This window comes from Bradyrhizobium sp. ORS 86, assembly GCF_045571475.1.
Classification (GTDB): Bacteria; Pseudomonadota; Alphaproteobacteria; order Rhizobiales; family Xanthobacteraceae; genus Bradyrhizobium.
This window is the reverse complement of record NZ_CP120699.1, coordinates 2131705-2157532: the sequence shown is the minus strand read 5'-3', so window position 1 is coordinate 2157532 and position 25828 is coordinate 2131705. Positions and strand designations below refer to the sequence as shown.

The following is a 25828-nucleotide window of genomic DNA, read 5'->3' as shown; positions in this document are numbered from 1 at the left end:
GACGGCAGTGGCAGTGTGATGTATTGGAAACGGCTCGATAACAGCGGCTTCAAATGGCTGCCCGTTGTGGCCGGTGTCATGTGGATGAACCTGGCGCAGCTGTCTGCGCTCCTGGTCGGCATGGATTGGACACGCATGCACGAGGCTCGCATCCCAGCCGAAAGCACTTGCGTAGAAATATGATCTTCGCTGCATCGGCGCGCGAAGCATGGCAGACTCGATGAAAGGGGTGATTTTCCGGATATTTGCCGAGCGATCCCATCTAGCAACGTGCGTTCGCCGCGGCTCAACTGGATCGCTGTGCCAGGCTCGAGCGATTGCTCAAGCTTGCGAAAGATGCGCCCTTCGGTCGATCTTCCGAAAGAACTTGGCGATAATCAGTTGCAGCTGATTTTGGAGGACTTCTATGGAGCTGCCGCGGCTCTCGAAGCGGCGGAAGATCGCCAGTCCCAAAACATGTGAGAAGAGAACTGCTGAGCGCAGAGCCAACCGCGGTGAGCTACCTGGGTATTTGCCGTGCATCATCGAAACCGTGATGCCCGTTGAAACTTGCTGTCCATACTGCAAAGGCACTTTTTGAGATTTGTCGTGATGAGAGTCAGAAGCTCGGCGTCGTTCCGGCGCGATATTGTGTGATCGTGACCCGCCGCCCCAAACCGGCGTATCACGCCTGACATGGCCTCGTCCTCCAACACGCCGCGCCCGACTAATCAGGGGTGGACTGCTTGCGAACGGCTCGTCGCGCATGCTATCGATGCCAAGTATCACTGGCACTTGCCACTTTATCGGGAGGCGCAGAGGTTGGCGACGCGCGGTTCCATCCGGGCAGCATGCCGACGGGCGGCGCCTCCGTTCTCGGATCGAAGTTGACGACATGGTGCGAACCCGCGCACGTCGCTCAATCGCAGCGCCCAGGATGCATGACGATTGGGCGGCAGTGTTGCCCATTCCATTACCCAGCTTCGCCGTGATTTCCTGGCTTTGCGCTTCTCCATGAAGGCGCCGAAGTCGACGAGCCGACGGGTCTGGTGCTCGTGCTTGTATCCTTCGCCGTAAATCCGAGTGGTGTCGTGGTTCTCGTGCCGCAGCACTGTCCGATCTCCGCGCGCCAGATTGGAGAAACTCGGTAGCGAGACTGTGTCGGAAGACATGGGCGCCGCGGTGTGCGCAACCTTCTTGCTGGCGCGCCAGTCGATATCATCGAGGGCGAGCATCGCGACCTCGTCGGCCCGCAGGCCGAGCTTGGCCGTAAGCGTAGCTCTGAGGCCCATTTGATTGGCGCTTGACGTCTATTTTGAGCGCGTGGTGCGCCGGCGCGGCTTCCATATGTCGGACAACGCATTGACAGCGGCCTCAAGCGCCTTCCGGTCGACGACGTTGGGATCGAACTGCTCCGGGCCCCAGAGGCGCATATGTTCGTGCTCCGGATGGGTGGGGTCGCTGATGGCGTCGAGGTATTCAGCATAGCCTGGCGCACCGCCGACATCTTCCGGAGGACAACGGCCGGCGGCCTCGAGCAAGAACGGAAGTCCCTCCGTTGTCGTGTTGTCGAACCACTTTTCAAGCTTGATCACGTGATCCCAGCTGTCGCCGAGGTCGTAGAGATAATGGATCGTCTTCGCGCCGGTCTCCTGAACGATATTAGAGAGCCGCGTCTTGCGGGCATCGATGGGCTGAGGGCCAAAATCTCCATCGGGATCAGGGATACCCCAACGTCCTTCGCCGGCCAGGAACTCGAAGAGATGGCTGTTCGTCCAGCCAAACGCCGCCTGAAGCGTCAGATGCAGCCGATCAAGGCGCAGCGTGAGCGGCACGACAAGGCATCGCATCACCTCCGGTTTCACATCCTTGAGGGTCACCTTGATCCGGACCGCGGTCGTGTTCAGGCTCATGCCGCCAGCCTCGGATCGTGTGCATGCATCGTGTAGATCGACGCCCAAGGGAGCAGTTCGTCCAGTCGCGCCGCAGGCCAACCATTGACGAGCTTCGCGAGAACATCAGCGAGCCAGTGCTCGGCGCTGACGCCATTGAGCTTACAGGTCTCGATTAACGAAGCCAGAACTGCCCAATTCTCGGCGCCCTCGTCGCAACCGGCAAAAAGGGAGTTCTTGGCGTTGAGCTTGATCGGCCGCATCGCACGCTCGACAGCATTCGTGTCCATCTCGATGCGCCCGTCATCAAGGTAGAGCGTCAGGCCGTCCCAATGACGCAACGCGTAACGCAAGGCCTTCGCCGTGTCGCTCTTTTGTGCAAGGTGATCAAGCTTGGCCTCAAACCACTGCTTCAAGGCTGTAGCCAGAGGTCGGGCATGCGCCTGCCTGCCAGCACGGCGCTCGGCATCCGATCGGCCGCGGAGCGCTTTCTCGACCGCGTAAAGTTGGGCGATGCGCTCAAGAGCCTCGCGGGCAACCGGAGCTGGCGCCGGAGCAGCCTCGCGCTCGATCTTCACAAACTGGCGCCTCAGATGCGACCAGCAGAAGGCGAGCGTTCCGGACAAGGCGTCCGCACGCGTCTCTCGGGTCATGGTCTTGTAAGCCTGATAGCCGTCGCAGTGGATGATGCCGCGATAGCCCTCGAGCAGCCTCAAGCCATGAACGGCCCCACGGCCCGGTGCATAGGCGTAAACCACGCCAGGTGGGTCAGGTCCGGCCCAGGGCCTGTCATCGCGTGACAGCGCCCAGAAGTAGCCGGTTTTGGTCCTGCCGCGCCCTGGATCCAGCACCGGCGCCGGGGTCTCATCGACACAGAGCTTCGAAGAGGCGAGCAGAAGCTGGCGCAGACGATGCCACAAGGGCTTCAATTCCTGGGCGGCGTAGCCGACCCAGAAGGCGAGCGTGGAACGGTCCAGCGCTATTTCGTGGGTCGCCAGCATCTGCGCCTGACGATAGAGCGGCAAATGCCAATGATACTTGGCGTCAATTACATGCGCGACGAGACGCTCGGTGGGCAGTCCCCCCTTGATCAATCGCTCGGGCGCAGCGTGCTGGAGGACGACGCCATGACAGGCGCGGCAAGCCAGCTTGGGCCGGCGGGTGACGATCACCCTGTATTGCACCGGAACGACGTCGAGCCTCTGGCTCTCATCGTGACCAATCTCAACGAGATCGCCTTTGCAGCACGGGCAGCAGGTTGCAGCCGGCATCAGCGTTTCGACAATGCGTGGCAAATGCTCCGGAAGCTGACCACGGTTGGCTCTGCGCTTGGCAGTTCTCTTCTCGCGGGCTCTGGGATTGGCGCGATCCTCAGCTGCTTCGAGAGCCGCGACGGCCTCTTCGATGTCCTCCAGAACAAGCTGCAGCTGATCAGCGTCCAGCTTTTCCGACGATCGACCGAACTGCGCATCCTTCGCAAGCTTGAGCAACCGCTCGAGCCTGGCGCAGCGATCCAGCAGAGCCGCGGCAAAGACACGCAGCTCGGCTGGATCGCTCGGCAGCTCATCAGGCAAATCACTCATTGGCCCAAGTCTGCCATGCTTCGCGCCCCGATGCAGCGAAGATTTTATGTCCTACGCAAGTGCTTTCGGCTGCGGGATTCGAGGCGCGTGCATCCGCGTCCAATCCATGCCGGCCAGAAGCGCGGACAGCTGGGCGGCATTCATCCGCATCACGCCGGCCACGATGGGAGGCCATTTGAAGCCGCTGCCATCGAGCCGCTTCCAATACATCACAAGGCCGCTGCCATCCCAGACGACAATCTTCACCCGATCGGCGCGCTTCGCACGGAACACCACCGCCACGCCCTTCATCGGGTCATGGCCCAGCGTCTCCTTCGCCAACAGCGCCAAGCCCTCCGCACCTTTTCTGAAGTCCACAGGTTGCGTCGCCACGTAAATCATGAGGCTCGCGGGCGGCGTCAGCATGAACGTGTCCGTCGAAGCGCCAAGAACACATCACTCAACACAGCAAGGCCAGGCGTCCCTCGCACCTCCACGCGTGCCCCCTGGAGTTCAACCGTCACAACGGCTGCTTCCGGCGACCCGGTGGGCTCTGCGGCCGCCGGTAGCGCCGATTCCGATACCACCGGCACGAACGACAGCGTGTCCGCCGAAGCCGGCAGCACCAACTGGCCCAAACGCGCCCGGCGCCGCCAGTCGTGCACCTGTTGGGGCCGGCACCCATGGCGACGCGCGACATCTGTGACAATCGCCCCCGGCTCAAGGCTTTCCGCGGCAATCTGTGCCTTCAAATCGTCCGGCCAGCGCTTTCGACCTGCGCCTGCGTACACTTCGATACGCGGTGACAACGGTCGTCTTATGTCGTCCGAATGGTCGTCCATTGTGAGCACCCTTGCAGAAGATGACTCTTCTAGCGGTCCTCTCAGGACTGAGTACAAAAATTCTCAAGGGCCTCAACGCCACGCTTACGCTTGGCCAGCAACAACAGTATAGCGTAGTCGCGCCGTCCCATCACCGTCTCTCGGTCGCAACCGTCGAGAGCTTTCCGCACCTGAGCGGCAGGCAAATAGGTCGGCAGAATTGTGAGCTTCCATCGACGCATCGATGGAACGCGATCCGCCAACGGGCGCGCGCGTTCAGCCCCGATAGTGGAGGTAACGGAGAAGGGCGCGCGACGACCAGCACACGCCTAGCCTGTTCCCGGGCTACAATCCTGGGCGTCGCACTCAAGTAGCGGGTCACGTCCTCTTCGCTGATCTTACACAGGGCGGCGGCGCCGCCGGAGCACACGCGTGCAGGAACCCGCGGATGACCGGGAGATGGCGGACGATGGACCTCGGGGTCAAGCCGCACTCTGATTGTAGGTAGGCATCGAACTCCTTGAAGACCCGTTCGCGCGGGGTGAGAGGCGGTAGCATCAACGGCGCGATCGCGCCTTCCTCGCGCAGCACCGATAGTCATCGCTTGAGCGCGGCTCAGTCAGTTCGGCGGGCATCATAAAAATGCAAGCTCAATGGCATTAGTGCCGAGCACTGGCTTAGTGACGTCCTCGCGAAGCTTGTCAATGGCCGGCCCGCCGCAAGGTTAGGCGAGTTGCTTCCGTGAGCATCAGCCTATTCGACGCATGCACAAGATCCGAGGCTGGCGGCATGAGGCTCAACACGACCGTTGTCCGGACCAAGGTGATCCTCAACGAAACACAACCAGAGGTAATGCGACATCTTCGTACAGCTGACCCTGCGTCTTAAGCGGCTACATCTAACGCTGGCGAAGGACATTGGGGCATACCTGATCCCGATGGTGATCTTGGCTCCAGCCCGTCGATGCCCACAAAGCCCGTCTCTGCGATATCGTTCACGAGACCGAGGTCAAAACGATCCACTATCTCTATGACTTCGGCGACAGCTGGAATCATGTGATCAAGCTCGAAAAATGGCTCGACGACATGCCAACGGACGGTCTTCCGCGATGCCATCGGCCGCTGCCCTCCGGAGGTTGGCGGGCGGGACCGGCTATGCCAACTACCTTGAGGCCATTAGCACGCGATCCCACCCATCCGGAGGGCAAAAATATGCGTCTCCCAAGCGGTTCGATCCGAACGTCATCGATCGGCGGCGCTCGACGCCGCCGTCAACGCATTCTCGGAAAAGTGGATGCCTCGCCGCCCAAGCTGCGATCAAAGTAGCCGCCAAGCGCCAATCAAATGGACCGAAGAGCTACGCTGGAGCGCAGCAGATACTTCAATGCTACAGATCGCTCGGCATAATTGACGTCGCTCCATTCTCCTTTGCCGAACTCGCCGGAATTTGTCGGCTTCCCAGCCACCTCTTGCATGCGTCGACTGAACAAGTTGACGCTCGGCTGGCGTGATGGCCGCGGATCGCTGCTGGGGAATCCAAGGCTTTCAGACAATCGATTACGGCAGCGTTCACATGATCCTCTGTTTACCTTGTCGACCATTTCAAGCACGCAAGGTGCGCCGCTGAACGAAGTTACCCAGAGCTCGATGATTATGGGCGGTCGTGGACATCGGCGACTTTGAGGCCTTCATGAAGGACAAGGCTCTTGCTGACTCCACATCTCTCCGAAAATTTGGAACATGGTGTCGCTTGACCATGTCAAGTACCGACCGCGGCTTCGGTATAGCTTTTTGGCTCGCTGCTCGAAAGGTTGAGAACGCCGGGTCACACCGCTCGACGACCACTGGCAACCGGCGGGTCGGTTGATAGACTGAACTCCTACTCCTGGTAGGTGCGTACATCTGCGCGCTTAGGTAATTTGCTTCTAGCAGACGCGATAGATCAATCCTAAAGGCATCCTCGTGCTGCGTTCATTAGAACGCGAGAGACTATTTCGTCATCAAGATGGTCTGAGTCGGCGGCTCTCTGTTTCGTAGGAATGGTTCCATTTCAGTGCACACAATGGAAGAACTAAGAAAGTGATGCACACCAAGCTGGATTCCTGCAGAGGCACCGGCGTCATCTGGATGCGCTATGCTATGATGCGGAATCTGACGCTATGCGAGCAACCGATGGAGAATACTTCCGCTGCTGTTCCGCCAGGTCAGCTTAGCCGCAGGGGCGGAACGACATGATCGAGATATCGCTGAAAGATTCAGGACCCGTTGCGCGAACGTCCGACCGCCCCTCCGCGAACACATGTGGCGTAGCAAGCTGCCATCCGCACTTTGGCGAATTGCTCCAAGGCGCTTTCCGTATCGCTGACGGCGAGCACCATCGGACGGTGCGCGCTCTGGTTTCAGTTCACATGCCGTACAATCTTGGATCGATCGCCCGCGTGACATTGGAGCCGAGCCGCACGGGCAGGTTCGTACCCGAAGCCGGCCGCACCGGCATCCACGTGACGCCGGCCCATTTCTGCAAATGCGAGATCGCAGCTCGGCTGGCTCTTGATGCTTTCGGAATGAAGAATGTGGCGGCTAGGCTCGAGGTGACGACGTTCGTCCCGGAAGGCGGTGGCATGGGCTCGTCTACGAGTGGCGTAGTGGCCACCATCCGCGCGGTCGCTCATGCCGTCAGTACCTACCGGGGATCCCGCATCTTTCCGGCGCCTCATCTGCAAGCGAAACTCGCGGTAGCGGCTGAGCATGCATGTGACTCACTGATGTTCGACTGTACGTGCGCCACGATCCTGTTCGCCCATCGCATCGGCAAGATTGTCCGGATGTTCAATGGTCCTCTCCCACAAATGAAAATCCTGGGGTTTGACACCGGTGTGGCCAGCAGCGGTATTGACACCGACGGGTTACGGCGGGCGCGCTACTCGCGCGACCAGATCGCCGCGTTTGGGTGCGCGTTGGCGGTCCTGGAGCGAGCGGTTGCTGAGCAGAGCGTCGAGCTCGCCGGCCGAGTTGCGACCTTCTCCGCGATGACGAGCGAGACGGCCATGCAGAATCCGCTCAACAAGCCGAAATTCAATGAACTCCTTCGCATCAAGGAAGGCACCGGCTCAGTCGGCATTATTGTCGCCCATAGTGGCACTGCCGCTGGTCTAATCTTCGATCCGGCTCTGCCCGATCTTTGTACTCGGGTGGATGAGGCCAGCACCGCCATACTCCGCCTCGGTTTCGATCGCCTTCGTACCTTTTCGTCCCCATATTGAGGATCCGCTGGATGGCTGACGTGCTCTCAGACATCGTAGGCGCTCATGCCCCCCTCAAGATCGTCTCATTGCGTCCTGCAAACTTGGCCGCGATCGACTTCAGGCTCATGAAGGTGTTCCCGGCCTTCAACATCATCGAAATTGGGCTTCGCGACGGCGAGATCGGCCCCAACACGACGGTCGTCGAAACATCGAGCGGAACCATGGCTCTCGGTCTCGCTATCGTTTGCATGCAGTTCAGACTCAAATTGCACATTTTCGGCGATCGCGCCATCGAGCCGCCGCTCAAGCGCACGATAGAGGATTTGGGGGCCGAAGTGCACCTTGTCGACGCTACCGCATCGGATGCCAACGTCCAGTTGCTCCGGAAACAAGCACTCCTGGAGTTCATGGGGCGCACCGGCGCCACTTGGTCAAGACAGTATGACAATCTCGGCAATCGCTTTTCCTACGCGCGTCCGGCGGAGGAAGCGATCAGACAATTTGGCAAGATCGATATAATGGTCGCAACGGTGGGCTCGGGAGGATCATCCTGCGGTCTTGCGCACTACTGCCGCGCATTCTTTCCCGAGATGAAACTCGTTGGAATCGATACATTCGGTAGTGTATTGTTCGGTCAGCCGGCGAATCGCCGCGATCTGCGCGGTCTCGGTAACAGCATGCTCCCGGGCAACTTATTGCACGATGCGTTCGACGAGATCCATTGGCTCGGCGCCAACGAAGCATACCAAGCTGCACATCGGCTTCATCGTGAGACTTCGCTGAAGCGGGGACCCACGAGCGGAGCGGCCTACCTCGTGGCTAGATGGTACGCGGAGCGCTACCCCAGAAACAAGGTGCTCGCGGTGTTTCCCGACGACAGCAACCGATACGAGCACAACGTCTACGATCCAGCGTGGATGCTCGAGCACGGCTATCGGGCCGAGCTCGCTGCGATCGAGCCTATCCTCGTCCACCATCCCCTCCGCGCCAATGGCGGCTGGTGCCGTTTCGATTGGAGCCGCCGCTCGCTGAGAGACGTGATGGGATCCGCTTATTGCGTGAACTGAAGGCTGCTGCAATGCCCATCTCCGCCGCGATCTTCATCGAATCCAATAGCTCTGGCTCGGGCGGCGACTTCATTCTGCGCGCTCGAGAACTGGGGCTTCTTCCGGTTTTTGTCACTGCCGCGCCTGAGCGGTATGACTTTCTGCGCGGCAACCCGGAGCTCGACCTACGCGCATGCGACACGTCATCGGAGGCCGCTGTTGCAGCTGTCGTCGATGACGTTGCCGCGGTTATGCCGATCGAGCTGCTCACAACGTCGAGCGATCTCTACCTTCATACGGCCGCGTTGCAAGCCAGGCGGCTCGGGCTTTCTGGCCCGGATCCCGATGCCATCGCGCTTTGCCGGAACAAGGCTCGTCAGGCTGACGCGCTGCGCGCGGCTGGTATCCGCGTTCCCAACAGCGCCACAGTCGATGCAGACTGCGACATCCGCAAAGCCATCATGCGGGTCGGATTGCCTGCGGTCGCAAAGCCGATCAATGGGACCGGGAGCGTCGGCGTCAATCTAGTGGCAACTGAAACCGATGCGATTCAAGCTTTGCGCAATCTGCTCGGGACCACGACCGATGTGCGCGGGCGCCCTATGCAGTCTGGTGGCCTTCTCATGTCGTACATCGCAGGTGACGAGTTTTCCGTCGAGATCCTTGACAGGCAAATCATCGGCGTGACGCGGAAACACCTCGGAGCCCTTCCGCATTTCGTCGAGATCGGACACGATGCGCCGGCGGTGACATCGCCTCAGTTGCGAGCGCAAATTGTGGGCGAGGCCGTTCGCGCCGTAGAGGTCCTAGGTCACGTGCGGGGACCGGCTCATGTCGAGCTCCGAGCACGCCCAGGCTGCGTCACGATCATCGAAGTCAATCCGCGCCTCGCCGGCGGGTCAATTCCGAGCCTTTTCCGGCACGCCACTGGCTTCGATCCGGTGCTCGCGGTATTACGTAGCCTACTCGGACTGCCCTCCGCGAGGCCGACCGCAGATGCTCATGGTTCGATCCGGTTCATAGTGCCGCAGCGCGAAGGGCCCTTTGACCTCCCCCAGAACGGCGAGCACCTCATCGACCGATTTGGACTGGCGGAGTTCGCTTTGTATCGCATACTGCCGATAGAATTTCGGCGATGCAACGATTTCCGCGACCGGATCGGGCACGTTATTGCGGTTGATGACGATCCGGCTGCAGCCGCCCGGCGCGCCGAGGCTGCGGTTTCTTTCATCCAATAGGCACAAGGAAAGAACGTTGCAAGACACAGGTCGTATCAAATCGACGCTCCATCCTGAGGCGAGTGCCATCGTTTTCGGCGCCGATCTTCGGCGGTCCGTAAGCGACGAACTACCATTTTACGCCGAGATCGACCGGGCCCAAGCCATCATGCTTGAGCGAGCCGGGCTGATTGACAGGAATCTCGCTCGAACGGTGTTCATCGAGCTCGATAGGTTACAGACGGAAGGATTCCACGGGATTGCGGATTTGCTCGCTCCTCGCGGCTCCTATCTCGCCTATGAAGATCATCTTCGCTCGGTGATAGGCAAGGAGGCGAGCAATCTACATCTCGGTCGCAGCCGCAACGACATCAATGCGACGCTCGTGAAACTCAGAATGAGAGGTCCGTATCAGAAATTGGCCAGTGAACTCGTCAAGCTTCTGCGGGTTTTGTGCAGTCTGGCACGCGCTCATCTTGAGACGGTCTTCCCGCTACACACACACCGTCAGCCTGCCGTACCATCCACCCTCGCGCACCATCTGGTAGCGTTCGCTAGCGCGCTCGCACGCGATCTAGATGCGGTCCTGGCAGTGCATCCACTCCTCAATCGTTGCTGCCTCGGCGCTGGCGTTGGAGGTGGCACGACTTTGCCGATCCTGCCGGACTTGACGGCAGGGCTGCTCGGCTTCACGACGACGTCAGTCAACTCCATTGACAGCGTGGCATCTCGCGATCTGGTCCTTCGACTGCTAGCGGCTTCCGCGATTCTGGGATCGAATCTCAGTCGAATCGCCGAGACCCTGTTGCTTTGGGTCGGCGAAGCTGGGCTGGTTAGTTTGCCGGACGAACTGGTGGGCTCTAGCTCCGCGATGCCCCACAAGCGGAATCCCTTTCTTCTCGAGCAAGTCCAGGGAAAGGCTGGCGCGGCGATTGGCTGTTTCGTCGCCGCAATCACCGGCATGCATAGCACCCCCTTCACGAACTGCGTGGCCGTTGGAACAGAAGCTACCCGCCATGTCTGGCCTGGGATCGACAATTCCATTGACTCGGTGCGCCTCATCCGACTGTGTTTTTCCGGGCTGATCGTCGCTGAAGAAGCTGCGACTTCTATGCTCGATAGGTCCTTCGTAAATGCCATGGAAACGGCGACCCGTCTCGCAGTCGATGCTGGTCTCGATTTTCGCTCAGCCCATAATCAAGTCGGGCAGCTCGTCACGACCGCCGTCGAGTGCGGCGCACGGCGCCTCTCGGCGATCATGGAAGGAGATCGGATGCTCGATCCCGACGTCTCGCCAGCACCAGACGTCATCGTGAGAGCGGCTCGCGCCGGAGGAGGGCCCGCTCCAGAGACCGTTTCTGCCGTCCTTGATGAGCTCGAAGGGAGCATTGAACGATCGGCCGCTCTCTTATGCGATCTCAGCTCCGGTTGGAATCGCGCCCGAGAAGAGCTTCGATCTGCAATAGGGGCGCTCGATGGACCAAAGATTCAACCAATCAACGACGAAGATGGAGCCCATCGATGAAGCACTTAAAGTGCGTCTTTTACATCACGGCCGAGAAGGATGCGGCGCAAAGCACGTATTGAATATCCTCTGTCGACGCGCATCAAACGAGAGACTGGCGGACACACGCTGTTGCGTACGGATCACGTAGCGAGCCACGACTATGCCTTGAACTACCGTCGACGACGCTTATGTACTACGTATCGTTGCCTGGCAACGATACTCGAATGTGATTTCCACGACCTAGGCAATCGGAGACTTAGATAACCGCACGCGCTGATCCGGTTCTAAGCCAGCAAGGCGAATTAGATCGAGCTCATCGATATTGATGGCAAGCAAGCACTGTCGACAACGAGAGCGCGGATCGCACAATCCGGCTGAGACCGGAGCAACACGCGACATCGTAGCTAACGCTAGATTTCCAGAGCACTCTAACTTGTCGTCCGTGAAGAACCTCCTAATCCATTGAGCGGGAGTCAATTTTTGGAGCGGAGCGAGGTTTGAGATTGCAAGTTTCTTGGGTTCGAGGGCCCAAAAGCCTGCAATTTCATTTTTACGATTCCTTCGAATCGCGAATCGTGATTCCTTCGGTCGCATCGAAAGGGAGTAGGATGCGACCCACGGAACGACGGGACAGCGGACAGGCCGATCTTCTGCGCTCGCGGCTGGACGCGATCGTCGACATGAACCATGCGCTGGTGAAGCTTCCACGGGCGATCGACTGGTCGTTCCTCGAGGAGCGGGTTGGCGCTGCCTGCAAGCCAGGGCGTCCGCCGCTGCCGACGCGGCTGATGGCGGGACTTCGCGAACTATCTTGGGAAGTCGCACGACTATCTCGGCCTTGTCCTTGGCAACTCGCGGCGGATAGCGATAGCTCCAGGCGGCTTCGATGAGCATTCGGCGTGCCTCGCCGTTTCCGGTCTTGGTGATACCGCCGCGCCAGATCCGCTCGCCGCTTGACTGCTCGGAAGGCACGAAGCCGAGATATGAGATCAATTGCCGCGCATTCTCAAAACGGCCGAGGTCGCCGATCGCTGCGACAAACGTCGCGGAGCAGATGAAATCGAGACCTCGCAACCCGCGCAATGCCTCCACAAGCGGTCCCATCGACCAATGGGCAGCCATCGTGCTGATGCGCTGGTCACGGCGATCTTGCGCGGTCCAGACCGCTTCAAGGTAAGCCTGAAAAGCGATCTGATGCGCGGACTCATCAAAGGTTTGACCGGCAAGCCAGGAGCGATGTCTTGGGTCCAGTCTTGCCGGTCTCGTAATGGCGGCCGTGACGCAATAGAAATGCTTGCAGTTGCCGCCGAGCCTGCACGAGCTGCATCGATGCATCCGCGTCCGGGTGAGATCGCGCACGCCGGTCGGTCTTGATCCGTTCGCTGGCTTGCGTGGAATCACCGACGTCGCGACGACCGTGCAGCCATGCCTTAAACCGGTGAGCTGTCGATAGACGCCGTACCCGCAACAACCGGACTCCAGGCGGTGGCCATCTCTGGCCAAACGCTTGCTGAGCTTGTTGAGCGCTATCGGCGTGTTCGGGACAGTACCGACAAAATTGACTGCTCCTTCGCGTCCGTCTTCCACCGTGCTCACCGAGATGCTGGCCTTGTGCACGTCGAGCCCAACATAAAGAGCCTTTTGCATGCTCCATTCTCCGACCGTCGAGACGCCGCGGCCCTATTAGGGCGGCGGCTCGACAATGCCGGAGATCTCCGGCGCCTTGCTCCAGCACCGAGGGATATACAGACTTACTACCAGTTCTTCTGCGGCGAGGAGTTCTTCTAGAACCGCCTGGTGTTCGATCGCTCGCTGACGCGCTGGCGCCAACGGATGGGCGAGGAGAAGCTGCAAGCGCTGCTGCAGGAGAGCCTCTTGGTCGCCACCAAGGCCGAGGCGATGAAGCCGTCCGACTTCAACCGCGTCATCGTCGACACTACGGTGCAGCCCAAGAACGTGATGTTCCCGACCGATGCCAGGCCTCTCAACCGCGCTCGCGAAATCCTGGTCCGCTGGCAAAACGGCAGGGCCTCGCGTTGCGGCAATTCTATGCGCGAGTGGGCAAGTTCGCGCTGATCAAGCATCAGCGCTATGCCTACGCCAAGCAGTTCAAGTGCGCCAACCGAGCCTAGAGGACGCTCCGCCTATCTCCGCCGCGTCATCCGCGACGTCACAAGATCGAAGGCCGCACCGACTTGCTCGGTGAGATTCTCCTCGGCCCCATGCTGCGCTGGCGCGACGGGTGCTTGACCAGAAGCAGCACCAGCGTGGACCGAAGGTCTACTCGCTGCACGCGCCGGAGGTGGAGTGCATCGGCAAGGGCAAGGCCCACCGGCCCTATGAGTTCGGGGTCGAGGTCTGCGTCGCCACGACGCTGGCGCCGGCCTGCGGCGACCAGTTTGTCACCCATGTGAAGGTGCTGCCGGGCAACCCCTATGACGGTCATACGCTCGAGACCGTAATCCCGGAGATGGAGGCGCTGATCGGCAACATCATCGAGCGGCACGTTCTCGACAAAGGCTATCGCGGCCACAATGCGCCACCCGACTACAAGTTCAGGGTGTTCATCTCAGGGCAGAAGCGGCGGGTGCGCCCAAGATCAAACGCGAGATGCGCCGCCGCTCGGCCATCGAGCCGGTCATCGGCCATCTCAAATCCGAACATCGGATGGGCCGGAACTATCTCTGGCACGGCCAGAGCGATGTCACTAATGCCGTCCTCGCCGCCGCCGGCTACAACTTCCGCCGCCTCATCCGCTGGCTCGAGCTTCTGTTGCACCAAATCCTCGCCCAGCTCATCCTCCCACTTCAGCTCGTTCCAAGCTGAGTCGAGTTCTTCACGGACGAGTAACGCTAGATTTCCAGAGCGCTCTAACTTGAGGCGGGCTGTCCGTTCATCGAATTCTCGATAACGACAACGCTATTCACAAAGCACACTTCCTTGGGTCATGTTTCGCGTCGCGCCACCAACGGTCGTGCCAAGGCTTGTCCTGGACATTTGATTTTTGAGGTCTTACATGGACGCCCGCATCCATTCTTGGCGAAACCTCGCCGACTTCTCGAGTGTCATCACGCTGAATCTTTCACGGCGGCGGAACACGATCGGGCGTAACGGCCATTGCACGGCCGTTGTCTCTTCATTCACACAGATCATACCACCCTGCCGCCCTCGCCAACGCAACGAAGGTGATAGTCGGCATTACCAAACGTATTCTCGATCATCGTCAGCCGTTTGAAATAGTGACCGATCTTGGCTTCCATGGTCATGCCGATGCCGCCGTGCAGTTGGATCGACTGCTGGCAGATGAATTTTCCGCTTCTGCCGATCTGCACTTTTGCCGCCGCTATAGCTTTGCTCCGCTCGGCGACATCATCGAAATCGGTGGCCATGGTAGCAAGCATCGACATCGAACGCGCCTGCTCGAGGGCCACGAACATGTCGGCGGCGCGGTGCTGCAGGCTCTGGAACGATCCGATCGGCACGCCAAATTGCTTACGAAGCTTCAGATATTCGACAGTAGCTTTCAGCGATTCATCCATCAAGCCGACGGCTTCCCCGCAAAGCGCGGCGCGGGCCCCATCGACCACGCGCTCGATCAGCGGCAGGCCGTTCTCTGGATCACCGAATGCAGCGTCGCGACCGACTTCGACGCCGCTGAAGGTGATATCGGCCGCACGTAGGCCGTCTTGGGTCGGATAGCCTCTTTTCGAAATACCCGCGATGTTGGCGGGAACCAGGAAGACACCGATACCGCATCTATCGCGCTGGGCGCCTTTGGTGCGCGCAGTCACGATCAGCGTGTTCGCGGTTTCGCCGTTGATGACCACGAATTTTTCGCCGTCGATGATCCACCCGTCGCCCTTGCTCTTCGACGAGGTGATGACATTGTTCAGATCGTAGCGTGAGTTCTTCTCGAGCTGCGCGAACGCAAAGGTCTTGCTACCGTCGATGAGCGGCGGAATATGCTCGGCCTTCTGCGCGGCTGAGCCGCCATGACACAGGAAGCCGCCGCCGATCACGACAGTAGGAAGATACGGCTCAAGCACGAGAGCTCGTCCCAAGGCCTCCATCACGATCAAGATCTCGACGGCGCCCGCGCCAAAGCCCCCGTCATTTTGCGCGAACGGAAGACCTAGGAGGCCCTGCTCCGCAAGGCGACTCCAGATGGCTCTGCTCCATCCTCCTTTCTCCATCATGTATTTCTTGCGTTGCTCGAAATCATAGGCATTCGTCAACAGTCCATTGACGCTTTCCTTGAGTAGCCGTTGCTCCTCGGATAATCCAAAATCCATCTTCTTCAATTTCCTCGAGACAAATTCGGGCTGGATCTTTTGATCCTCTAAGAGCGGGAGACGAGTTACAACCCCAGCACCACCTTGGCTATGATGTTGCGCTGGATCTCGCTAGAACCTCCATAGATCGAGAGTTTGCGGTTGTTGAAGTAGATCGGCGCGATCTGAGCGGCCCAATTCGCGGTCAGGCCGGAGCCGTGCGGATCCTCGTCAAAGGGTGCAGCGAATGGACCGATCAGTTCCATCAAGAGTTCGGTCGTAGTCTGCTGAATCTCCGAGCCTTTGAGCTTGAGTACGGAAGACGCTGGATTGGGCTGGCCCTTCCCGCGCTTACCTTCATCGGCAACGACGCGCAGCTGCGTGAGCTCTAATGCCTTCAGCTCGATCTCGCAAGCAACGAGCTTCTCGCGGAACGAGCGATCCTTGATGACAGGCTGACCGCAGGACTCGACCCTTGAGGCCAGCTCCCTGATACGGCGGATGCGCTCCTTGGAAACGCCTATGCGTGCAATGCCGGTCCGCTCATTGGCGAGCAGGAATTTCGCGTAGTGCCAGCCTCTGTTTTCCTCGCCCACGAGATTTTCCATCGGCACCTCGACGTCGTCGAAGAACACCTCGTTGATCTCGTAACCGCCGTCGATGGTCTGAATGGGACGCACTGTGATGCCTTTGCTTTTCATGTCAACTAGCATGAAGGAGATGCCGGCCTGTTTCTTCGCGGCCGGATCGGTGCGGCAGAGACAGAAGATCATGTCGGCATATTGCGCGAGTGTGGTCCAGGTCTTGTGCCCATTGATGATCCATTTGTCGTCCCTGCGCTCGGCTTTTGTCTTGAGCGAAGCGAGGTCAGAACCCGCGCCAGATTCCGAAAATCCCTGACACCACCAGTCGTCCACGTTCGCAATGCGAGGCAAATAGTACTGCTTTTGAGCCTCGTTTCCAAAGGTATAGATGATCGGACCGACCATGCTAACGCCGAACGCGAGTGGCACCGGCGCCGGATACATCTGCAACTCTTCCTTGAAGATGTAGTGCTGCACGGAGGTCCAGTTCGTGCCACCATATTCCCTAGGCCAATGGCTGACCCCCCATCCCTTCTTGTTGAGGATGCGCCACCAGGTGACCATCTCGTCCTTCGAGACATCGCGTCCCTCGATCATCTTGCGTCGTATCTCGAGCGTCACGTTGTCGCGGAGGAATTGCCGCACTTCCCGTCGAAATGCCTGCTCTTCTTTTGTGAATACAAGATCCATCGGATTCTCCTGTAAGCAATTCAGTCGCGCGTCGTCGAGATCGTCATTCAGAGGCACGCACGACTAGTAGCTCGAACGGTCGTCCTTTCTCCCTCGAAGCAAATCAAATTTCAGCGTGATTTCGAGGCGATGTACCGACCCCACTTTGGAATCCCCGAAACCCATTTCGGACAATTGGCCCGTTAGCGTGCTCTCCGAGAAGCTCGGCCCATCGATGCCCTTTTTCTCGCTGAAGGCATATTGCTCTCCATCAGCGGCTTACCAAAATTGCGGTGATTGTTTCCGCGCGCTCGTTCAGTAATGAGTCTCTGGCTAACGAAGCAGATGATCGCTTGTCTTACGCATTTGGAAGCATTGAGCCCTAAGGTCACTCACGGTTGGCCTTTCTCAGAAGCAATAGGCGTGCCAGCGGCATTCAAAGGCACTAATCTCCCGATTGCTTGTAAAGTGGTCCGGATGCCCCTCAGACAGCGTCCGATGTTCTACACAAACAGCCGTCGGCTCTGTCCGACACCGTACAGGAATCGGCAGTGGGTGGCGTGGATTGTTCCTGTGGATAACCCTCAGGTTGAATGAACTCTAAGGATACCCCTTTGAGAGCAAATCAGACTCAGGGCTGCTTTTGGGAGGCTGCCTTGGGTGTGATGGATCGCTTGGTATTTGTTCGTCCCCTACGTCAAGGGTTATGCCTAGTTCTGTGCGCCAAGTTCAGCATATTCGATCATGGGTCTGGCCGAGCCACCCCTCGGAGCCGCCGTCGCGCGCTTGCCCAAAGCGCAGCGCTGGCGAGCGACGACGACGGAGATGCGACGCGGCCTTGCCGACGGTGAACTCTCCTGCTTCACCATATGGTGTCCCGATGGCACCTCAATCGAGAGCCGCGTTCGTGTTGAAGGAACGCGATAGCGCGTCGAAGAAGATTTCGAGACGACAAAGAGCGAGCTCGGCCTAGAGCACAACGAACGTCGCTCTTGGCACGTTGGCACCGACATGTCCCCTTGGTCATGCCGGCTTACGCCATCATGAGCGCCGTCCGATCCCAGGTAACGCAATGATCGTCGAAAAAAAATCGACGCGCCGGCAAGATTCATCTGCTGGTCCGCGCGGGAAATGCGACGTCCCATCTCAAGGCTTGCGCAGCGCCGGACCCAACGCTCGCGTCCTGGCATGGTCCACGTTCCGACGCACCCATCTACGACCACGCCGGGCTCGACGATTGCTCTCGTTTGCGCGTCCGCCCGTGTTGCCTTCCGCTCGGTTGACAGCGTCGACACCCGGAAAACATTCTTTCGCGGATCGAGTCCTGCAAGCTACAACCCGACGCTTCGCCAGTCTCTTCGCGAATGTCTGCGCACGGCGCGGTACCGATGTGGTTGGCTATTCCTTCATGGTACTGGCTTGCACCATCCACTTCTTGCCGGTCTCGCGGCGCACCAGCTGCAATGCTAGAACTTGCCTGCGCGTTGGCCTTCGGCGCGCAATGCCGCAATCTCTATTGCTTCTTAGTTATTGCGTTGTCGACGGATGATTCTGCAATGCCTTCGTATGGAGGAGCATGGCCGCTGCGAGCACAATCAGCGACGCGGACCTGATCACGAGCGTTTGTACGCACGTGATTAATCAACGCCGCTCGCGCACCGAGCCTTCCTGGGCGACGGACGCCACCAGCCTGCCGTCTAGCCTGAAGATCAGGCCGCGCGTGAGGCCGCGACCGCCTTGCGCGCTTGGCGAATCCTTGGCGTAGAGCAGCCAATCGTCGGCTCGGAACGGGCGGTGAAACCACATCGCGTGGTCGAGGCTTGCCGACATCATTCGTTCGTCGAACAGCGTTCGACCATAGCGCGCCATCACCGCATCTAGCAACGATAAATCCGACGCATAGGCCAGCGCGCACATATGCATCACCGGATCGTCCGGAAGCTTTGTGGCGGCCTTGATCCAGACATGGATCCTGCCGCCGTCGATGGTCTGACCGAGATAACGGCCAATTTCGACCGGGCGCAATTCAATCGGACGATCGGATTCGTAATAGCGGCGGACGATTTCCGGCACCTTGAAAAAGATCGGCTGCTTCGACAATTCCTCCGCGCTGAACTTCTCCGGCGGGGGCACATCGGGCATTTTGTCCTGGTGATCAAAGGACCCTTTCTCCTCGGCATGAAACGACACGATGATCGAGAAGATCGCACTGTCGTTCTGGATCGCGGTGACGCGCCTCGTGGAGTAGCTCTTGCCGTCGCGCATGCGTTCGACCTGATAGACGGTCGGCACCCGCGGATCACCTGGTAGAATGAAGTAGCAATGGAGCGAGTGCGGCAGCCGACTCTCGACCGTGCGGCATGCCGCGACCATCGCCTGCCCTATCACCTGCCCGCCGAACAGCCGTTCCGAGTTGGTTCTCGGACTATTAGCACGGAACAGGTTCACCTCGATCGGTTCGATGTCGAGAATGGCGCGCAGGTCGATCAAGCTTTTGGACATATGAGTGCCTCTCGTTCTCGTCTTATTCCGCGGCGTAACAGAGCTACGAACCCCTGGTTCGCCTCTCTTTTAATCGCCCGAAATCCTTTGGACATTTGTTTCCCCTGCCTCCATGGACGCGCGCAAGCCTCAGTTGGTAGATCCGCGATCAACAATGCAGTGGCCATGGCGTAGATTTGGATAAGAAGTTTTTCAACTCCCTAACTTGGGCTGGACGACGGGTGAACGGATCCGCTCCATCCCAAGCAATACGCGTGCCGCGAAGGCCGCTATTGGAAACTTCGTTGACGAAATGCCATGGGCTTTTTTGCCGCCTGACGTGATACTTGCAATTTGGTGTCGGGCATCAGCCAAAGACGCCTTCAACCGGACACGGCTGAACACAACTGCGAGGGTGCGTGAAAGGACGATAGTCGCCCTGCCGTGCCGAACATTCGGTGACGAGGCCCTTCAAAAGTATGATACGGGTCAACGTTTCACATGACCTCCGCAAGCAGTCCGATCCGCCGCAAGAGCTGATGTCATCAGCCAAAACTACGCCGACAGCGACAGACGTTCCCTTCGTTTTTTGATATTGGCCCCTGTTTCAACGGCTTTGATATAGCAACGGTGCAGAACGACGTGCTCACTAGCTACGATCTTGGCTTCGAAAGCCGCGCAATTGTCGTCTCATCCAGCCTCCTACTCGATGGAACCGAGAATACCATCACCGTTGGCCGCGAACTTTCATGCCATCGCGCCGTTCTCGGCGTCTGCTTCGGACGCCAGTGTGTTGGGAGCGTTTTCAGCGGACGCATGGCGCGCGCATGTCGTCCTATAGGTGGTCGTAGGTAATCCATGGAGGCTGAGAGCGTTAAAGACACTGTCCCTTTGCGCTGGCCGATTGTTGAGATTAATGGACTGTGCGCCCGATCTCATCGGGTGAGAGAGTGTTCGGAAGAGGGACAGATCGCGATCATCGCGCATCGCTATCGTCAACCGACGGCAATATTACTGATGTGTTCCTTGACTCGGAGAAACTTTCTCCTACCCGAGAATGCCGAGACCGCCTCCCGCACGCCCGTTGGGTGATTCCTCGGTATGCCCGAAGGCTGCGCCTTCAGCCATTTGCTTCCGCCTTATCAGAGGCCTATAGACCCTAGTTGCCTCACGGAGAGATCTCAGGGTTTCATTGCTTTTGCACCGACCAATCGCAATAAACCGATCTCATTTAGTTTGAAAGACGAGTCATGCACTCAATCCTTGCTCAGCGGGCCGTTGCGCCTGATAGCGTTCCTGCCGCGAAGGGTCGGGGCTATACCCATTTCAAGGACAGAATGATCCGGGCTGCTCACTCGTGTATGGCCGCCTCAATGAGTCGTCTGAAGACTGAGACGAGCACGTCGAGATCTGCATTAGTCGAATGACCGGGGAACTACGCAACGACATAGAGTACCTTTTCGCGGCACTAGCCGGACGCCCCTTTAAGCAGCCAGCACAATCTCGACCAGATTCACCCAATAGCCGATTCCGAAAGGCAGGGCTTCGTCGTTGAAATCGTATGCCGGGTGATGCAGGCCAGCGGTCGCTCCATTACCAAGGAAAATGAAAGCGCCTGGTCGTGCCTCCAGCATGTAGGCAAAATCCTCCGATCCCATCCGCGGTTTGATTTTGACGTCCACGGAGGCAGGCCCCACAAGGTTGGACGCCGCTTTGATCGCCAGATTAGTTCCGTTCGTGTCATTGAAGGTGACGGGAACGGCGCGACGGTGCTTCAAATCGAGGTCCGCACCGAATCCGCGCGCGATGCCTTGCGCGGTTGCCAAAATCTGCCGTTCGGCGAACTCCCTCAGGCCAGGTACGAGGGTCCTGACGGTACCGCCCATTTCGACCTGGTCGGGAATGACGTTGTAGGCTTCAGCGGCCTTCAACTTGGTGACGGAGATCGCGAGCGGCTCCATCGGGTTCGTGTTGCGCGAGACCAAAGTTTGCAGCCCGACGATTATGTGGGCTGCAATGACAACTGGATCAATTGCCTGATGCGGCGCGGCGGCATGGCCGCCTCTGCCCTTCACGACAATATCAAAGTCGTCCTGCGAGGCCATAATTGGGCCATCACAAATGCCAAATTTGCCGACCTCGATGCCCGGCAGATTGTGCATGCCAAATACTTGATGGATACCAAAGCGATCCATGATTCCTTCTTGGACCATCCTCAGGCCGCCCGATGGTAACCCTACTTCTTCGGCGGGCTGAAAGATCAACGCAACGGATCCTTTGAAGTTGCGCGTATTTGCAAGGTACTTTGCGGCGCCCAGCAGCATAGCTATATGCCCGTCATGCCCGCATGCGTGCATTTTGCCGGGTATGTTCGACGACCAGCGCTTATTTGGTACTTCAAGGATTGGCAGGGCGTCCATGTCCGCCCTCAACCCAATCGTTGGCTGATTGCCGTCTTCACCCTGAATCAGTGCCACGATACCGGCTTCAGCTATCCCTGTTTCGATGCGATCGATACCGAACGACGCCAGCTTCTCGATTACGAACCTCGCCGTGTTATGCATCCGATAGTCGAGCTCAGGATTTTCGTGGAGATAGTGGCGCCAGACGACTGCCTCATGCTGTAGATTCCGGAAGGCTTCAATGCGCATATTCGAACTCCCAACCCTTCCGAGTCATGTGCGTTGGAGCTGTGATGTACGGGTGGAGCACCTCCGCGCCGCCGTCACTAAGACGCAATCGCGCGGCCAACACATTTAAGCTGCATCCGCACTTGCAGGGCCAGTTACCAACTGACCGTACAATATCAACGTCGATCGAGACACTACCCATGCTAGTGGCGAGCATCGGTTCGATATATATGAGCAAGCGTGTGCTAACATTTAACGCCGGGAGAGCGTTTTTGAGCGATGGTGGAATCGATAGGGCTGCGGCTCGCGACAGACAATGTCGCCGGCCCAGTCCGACGATCTAGCAGTCGCTATCGAGCGCCGTCCATCGTCAGCCCATAGACTGGAGACCCCGCTGTTCACGATCGAGGAGCCGATAGGTGACCTTGCCACGATTACCACGACTTCATCCGACGAGACCATCGATTTTGGTAGCTGAACGTCGGCATCACCGCGGATTAGCGCGATCAGCAGTCCCGACGTAGAGCAGGTTCAACCTGGAATCCAAACGAAGGTGCGGTTTCTGGCCAGCCCTTCGACTTAGCGGGTGCCGGCGACCTGTCTCGGTCGCGAGCGCAAAGAGGTGCCTGCCAAGCCAACTCGAATTCTCTTGACGATTTATTAGGTCGGGATCGGCTCGGGATCGAGATTTGTGGTAATAGCTTTTGTGTTACCAATTTCCCCGTCGGGTAGCACGCGAAAGAAATTCCCACGGCAGCGCGCTCTCTGCGGAGCCGTACATTCCGAAGACCCTTTCGCAATCCCGTCGTCTCTTATCTGACCAAGGCAATCGGTAGCCGGGACCTGAGCGAACCTATGAAGGGGCGAGCCACACTAGCACTTGCAAGCCTCCTGCGGCACTTCCTCGACGTCCTGGCGTGGACACTGGGTGACGCCAACAGCCAATCGCCGGATAAGTCAAATTTATTCGGTTCGTTCGCTGCAATATGACTACACGCACAGCATGCATGGAGTTGCGGATGTAGCGCGCAAGGACCTGTAGGCCAAGGAAAGCGTGGCAGTCAGCCGGCCAACGCTGTAACAGGCTGTGCAGCACCAGGTCCTGAAGGCCGAAGCACTGGCGACGACGCGGTTCGAGACACGCCGGACAGCGGCCGATCGAATTCGACGGCGTCTGGTCGAGATCGGCCGGATGAAGATCAAAGCATCGTGTTCTGGCGGCGCTGGAGCATTTCGCTGCGGCTGCATGTCCGTGCGTTCCGAACCGAGAAGCGAGAGCACTGGTTCGCCGGGCGCGAGAGCGCATTCACGGCCTTCGGCCGTCTGCCGGAGGAAGTGCTGGTGGACAATCCACGCGCTCGTAGTGCTCCACGACGCCGTGAGCCGGTCCGTTCAGTTTAACGCCAAACTCACTGCATTCGCGAAGCATTCGAGCTTCCGTCCTCGCGCCTGCGAGTTGTACCGGGCGCGCACGAAGGGCAAGACGGAGAATGATGTCGATTACGTGAAGAAGAATGCGATCGCCGGACATTCCTTCGCTAGCCGGGAGGCATTCGAAGCGCATCTCGCCGAGTAAGACCGTGAGGCGGCGAACGTAGCGTATCCACGGCACGGCCGGCGGGGCGCCGATCGCTCGCTTTGCAGGTGATGGGGCACACCGGTTGAAGCCGCTCGGAGGGCAGCCCTCGTTCGGATCGTTGCGTGACCTGGTCCGCGTCGTCCGCAACGATTGTGCCGTCGAGATCGACACGAACAGCTACTCGGTGCCGTGGCGGCTGATCGGCGAGCGCGTGGCGATGACGGTTGCAGCCGGCGAGATGTGCATCCGCCACGGCATGCGCGAGGTTGCGATCCACAAGCAATCGGACAGGCGCCGATGCGGGTCATCGACAGGATTCCCGGTCGCAATGGCACGGTCTGCCGACCGGCAACAGCGACAGTCGCGGCACCTTCTCCACTGCCCTCGTTGTTGCGTCCTCTTGCCGAATACGAAGCAGCGATCGGAGGGAGCTTCTAATGGCGCGCCCAACGAAGGCTGCCGAAGTGCGGATTCCGATGATCGCGCGCAGCTAGTCCAATCCGATGCCGCGCAGCATTCCAATCTGATCGCGCGCATGTGAGCCCCAATCGTTAAAGGCAATTGGCACTGACGGTAGCCCGTGGTCAAGCGGCCGCCGAAGAGATCACGTCTGGTGTCGCTCGATGGAGCGAAGCTGATTGGAGGCGCACCCTTCAACAGTGCCGTAGCGGCCGGTCAGCTTCGCGGGCTGCAATCTCGGTCTTCATCGGGCCGCGGCTTCGTCTTCCTCCGTCCCGTCCGCGGCGCAGCCAACCTTCAACCGAAAATCATGAACCCGAGGGTGAGGCAGTTCTTCGTGATGCAAAGGGGGTAGTTCCACATGGCGTTCGACAGCTGATTGGGCGGAGCGGATCCGGAAGCATTCAGCGTAACACCGTCTGCCCATTCTTGGCGACGGTAACTTGGCGCTCTCGAACATGGCCTTCAAACGAAATCGAGTTGCCGTCCTTCCAGAGATTGATCGAAATGATCTCCCCAGGAAACACTGGGGCAGAGAAGCGCACGCGATGACGCTGGAAGGCAGAGGGATCGTAGTCGGCATAGGTCTGCAAAACGGCCCTGCAGGTCAGTCCGTAAGTGCACATACCATGGAGAATGGGCTTGGGAAAACCAGCCTGACGCGCAAATTCAGGATCGCTATGCAAGGGATTACGGTCACCCGACAGACGATAGATCAGGGCCTGGTCGGGCCGAATCGGTATATCGATCGATCTGTCCGGCGCTCGGCGCGGCACTTGGTGTGGCTGTGGCATTCCCTCCGCTGGTCCCCCAAAGCCGCCGTCTCCCCTCGCAAAGGTTGAAGATGCGATCGTGACGATCTTGTCACCCTCGCCATCTCTGACGATCACTTCGTTCTGAATGATCGCGCCCTTCTCCTTGCCTTTGTCGTACACGCCGCGTATGCGCGCATCCGCCGTAACGCTGGCCGCGACAGGGATCGGCTTGTGAAATGTGATGTCGCGTTCGCCATCAACGACCATAACGCGGTTAAGATCGATAATTCCGGGTCGTGCCCCCCACACGCAGATCGAAGCGAAGGTTGGAACCACCTTTAGTGGCTTAGAGGTTGCAAATGCCTCGTTGACGAATTGTAGCTCCTTTTCGTTCAAAGGATCGGAGCCCATGCCTATGCCGAGTGCATAGAGCATCACCTCGCGATCACCCCACGAATAGGGAGCGGCTTCGGACTTGAGGTTGAGTACCGCCGGATAGTCGATTGGCAAAGGTCACCTTCCTTATTTATGTTAGCCTGCTTAACGTCAAATAGGCCGCAATAGCGACCGAATGTCTACTATCGACCAGTTTGAGTATGACCTTCACTATCGTGATGCCAGTCGACAAGTTATTGCGCTCCGTCAGAGCGTGCGGCGACGCGTCGCGTCCGCAACGCAGATTTCGTAGCCGAGCTGAGATCAGCGGTGATCCAGATGTCCGGTCGCGGGAGATCGCTACCCCACGAGATGCTTCCTCCCTAGCTTGCATGGGCGGATCCGGAGAGGGAGATGTCGCCTTATGACTTCTCAAACTCGGCGCTCCCGAAGTTTGATGCTCGACCGTTCACGATGTCATTCAACCGAATGTGTTGGCCCTGGAAGGATCGAGCTCGGCGGTAACGAGAACTTCCCCTCATGGCGCGCTTATCCCTTTTTCGCAAATGAGATACGGCTCTCGCGGACGGGAAGCATCGCCTAGTTTAGGCGTCGAAATAGCTCCCGCACCTCAATCAGTTCTACTGGCTCCCGGTAGCAATGGCCATGCCAACGCCGTGCAACTATCAAGTTTCTGACTACGCTTACAAATTTTCAGAGACCGGAACCGACGAGCGCTGTTTTGAACCCGACGGCC

At 58.8% G+C, this 25828-nt stretch carries 17 protein-coding genes and 6 pseudogenes; 12 read left to right on the top strand and 11 right to left on the bottom strand.

What is annotated here, in order from left to right; genetic code table 11:
- The first annotated feature begins 18 nt into the window (after positions 1–18).
- On the top strand, positions 19–183 hold the full coding sequence (locus P6U25_RS09815; protein ID WP_407151108.1) for a hypothetical protein: 165 nt from the start codon (positions 19–21) through the stop codon (positions 181–183).
- 62 nt (positions 184–245) lie between these two features.
- Positions 246–816: pseudogene (locus tag P6U25_RS09810) on the top strand (IS66 family transposase); the annotation flags it as partial.
- Here the strand turns inward: P6U25_RS09810 and P6U25_RS09805 are convergent.
- The 5 genes from P6U25_RS09805 to tnpA form a co-directional block, all read right to left on the bottom strand.
- Complete coding sequence (locus P6U25_RS09805) at positions 783–1214, bottom strand: hypothetical protein (protein WP_407152746.1); 432 nt, start codon at positions 1212–1214, stop codon at positions 783–785. The pseudogene P6U25_RS09810 and the gene P6U25_RS09805 overlap by 34 nt on opposite strands.
- A 75-nt stretch (positions 1215–1289) precedes the next feature.
- Positions 1290–1892, bottom strand: coding sequence for a plasmid pRiA4b ORF-3 family protein (locus P6U25_RS09800; protein WP_407147861.1), 603 nt, complete (start codon positions 1890–1892; stop codon positions 1290–1292).
- Complete coding sequence (gene tnpC / locus P6U25_RS09795; protein ID WP_407147860.1) at positions 1889–3454, bottom strand: IS66 family transposase; 1566 nt, start codon at positions 3452–3454, stop codon at positions 1889–1891. Before tnpC ends, P6U25_RS09800 begins: the two co-directional genes overlap by 4 nt.
- Before the next feature lie 51 nt (positions 3455–3505).
- The gene (tnpB, locus tag P6U25_RS09790) at positions 3506–3859 is read right to left on the bottom strand and encodes an IS66 family insertion sequence element accessory protein TnpB (protein ID WP_011931031.1); all 354 of its coding nucleotides are present in this window, start codon (positions 3857–3859) and stop codon (positions 3506–3508) included.
- A complete protein-coding gene (gene tnpA, locus P6U25_RS09785; RefSeq protein ID WP_247280258.1) occupies positions 3853–4275 on the bottom strand; it encodes an IS66-like element accessory protein TnpA in 423 nt (140 codons plus the stop codon). Before tnpA ends, tnpB begins: the two co-directional genes overlap by 7 nt.
- A gap of 622 nt (positions 4276–4897) precedes the next feature.
- Here tnpA and P6U25_RS09780 point away from each other — a divergent pair.
- From P6U25_RS09780 to P6U25_RS09750, 7 genes and pseudogenes are all read left to right on the top strand, one after another.
- Positions 4898–4999, top strand: a pseudogene (locus P6U25_RS09780) (transposase domain-containing protein); the annotation flags it as partial.
- Positions 5000–5243: 244 nt separating this feature from the next.
- The gene (locus P6U25_RS09775) at positions 5244–5579 is read left to right on the top strand and encodes an IS1096 element passenger TnpR family protein (RefSeq protein ID WP_407152479.1); all 336 of its coding nucleotides are present in this window, start codon (positions 5244–5246) and stop codon (positions 5577–5579) included.
- Between the two features lie 905 nt (positions 5580–6484).
- Complete coding sequence (locus tag P6U25_RS09770; RefSeq protein WP_407151107.1) at positions 6485–7516, top strand: hypothetical protein; 1032 nt, start codon at positions 6485–6487, stop codon at positions 7514–7516.
- A gap of 11 nt (positions 7517–7527) precedes the next feature.
- Positions 7528–8565: a pyridoxal-phosphate dependent enzyme gene (locus P6U25_RS09765; protein WP_407151106.1), complete on the top strand. Its 1038-nt coding sequence runs from the start codon at positions 7528–7530 to the stop codon at positions 8563–8565.
- Positions 8553–9782, top strand: a complete 1230-nt coding sequence (locus P6U25_RS09760; RefSeq protein ID WP_407151105.1) for an ATP-grasp domain-containing protein — start codon at positions 8553–8555, stop codon at positions 9780–9782. The genes P6U25_RS09765 and P6U25_RS09760 overlap by 13 nt, the downstream gene beginning before the upstream one ends.
- Before the next feature lie 16 nt (positions 9783–9798).
- Positions 9799–11286 carry a lyase family protein gene (locus P6U25_RS09755; protein WP_407151104.1) on the top strand — a complete coding sequence of 496 codons (1488 nt, stop codon included), beginning with the start codon at positions 9799–9801 and terminating at the stop codon, positions 11284–11286.
- A 590-nt stretch (positions 11287–11876) separates the two neighbouring features.
- Positions 11877–12068, top strand: a pseudogene (locus P6U25_RS09750) (IS5/IS1182 family transposase); the annotation flags it as partial.
- Positions 12069–12195: 127 nt separating this feature from the next.
- Here the strand turns inward: P6U25_RS09750 and P6U25_RS09745 are convergent.
- Positions 12196–12372: pseudogene (locus P6U25_RS09745) on the bottom strand (transposase); the annotation flags it as partial.
- Positions 12373–13020: 648 nt separating this feature from the next.
- Here P6U25_RS09745 and P6U25_RS09740 point away from each other — a divergent pair.
- Positions 13021–14094, top strand: a pseudogene (locus P6U25_RS09740) (IS5 family transposase); the annotation flags it as partial.
- A 323-nt stretch (positions 14095–14417) separates the two neighbouring features.
- Here P6U25_RS09740 and pimD read toward each other — a convergent pair.
- Both pimD and pimC read right to left on the bottom strand, forming a co-directional pair.
- On the bottom strand, positions 14418–15560 hold the full coding sequence (gene pimD / locus P6U25_RS09735) for a pimeloyl-CoA dehydrogenase small subunit (RefSeq protein WP_407152478.1): 1143 nt from the start codon (positions 15558–15560) through the stop codon (positions 14418–14420).
- Positions 15561–15625: 65 nt separating this feature from the next.
- Positions 15626–16813, bottom strand: coding sequence for a pimeloyl-CoA dehydrogenase large subunit (gene pimC / locus P6U25_RS09730; protein ID WP_407151103.1), 1188 nt, complete (start codon positions 16811–16813; stop codon positions 15626–15628).
- Between the two features lie 804 nt (positions 16814–17617).
- Here pimC and P6U25_RS09725 point away from each other — a divergent pair.
- Positions 17618–17924 (top strand): annotated as a pseudogene (locus tag P6U25_RS09725) (IS701 family transposase); the annotation flags it as partial.
- Between the two features lie 509 nt (positions 17925–18433).
- Here P6U25_RS09725 and tesB read toward each other — a convergent pair.
- Positions 18434–19294 (bottom strand): acyl-CoA thioesterase II, encoded by an 861-nt coding sequence (tesB, locus tag P6U25_RS09720; protein WP_407151102.1) that lies wholly within the window; start codon positions 19292–19294, stop codon positions 18434–18436.
- A 1463-nt stretch (positions 19295–20757) separates the two neighbouring features.
- Positions 20758–21924 carry a M20 aminoacylase family protein gene (locus tag P6U25_RS09715; RefSeq protein ID WP_407151101.1) on the bottom strand — a complete coding sequence of 389 codons (1167 nt, stop codon included), beginning with the start codon at positions 21922–21924 and terminating at the stop codon, positions 20758–20760.
- Positions 21925–23666: 1742 nt separating this feature from the next.
- Between P6U25_RS09715 and P6U25_RS09710 the strand changes: the two genes are divergently transcribed.
- On the top strand, positions 23667–24023 hold the full coding sequence (locus P6U25_RS09710) for a hypothetical protein (protein WP_407152477.1): 357 nt from the start codon (positions 23667–23669) through the stop codon (positions 24021–24023).
- 322 nt (positions 24024–24345) lie between these two features.
- Here P6U25_RS09710 and P6U25_RS09705 read toward each other — a convergent pair whose 3' ends face one another.
- Entirely contained in the window at positions 24346–25206 is an 861-nt protein-coding gene (locus P6U25_RS09705) for a MaoC/PaaZ C-terminal domain-containing protein (protein WP_407151100.1), read from the bottom strand.
- Positions 25207–25828 lie beyond the last annotated feature (622 nt).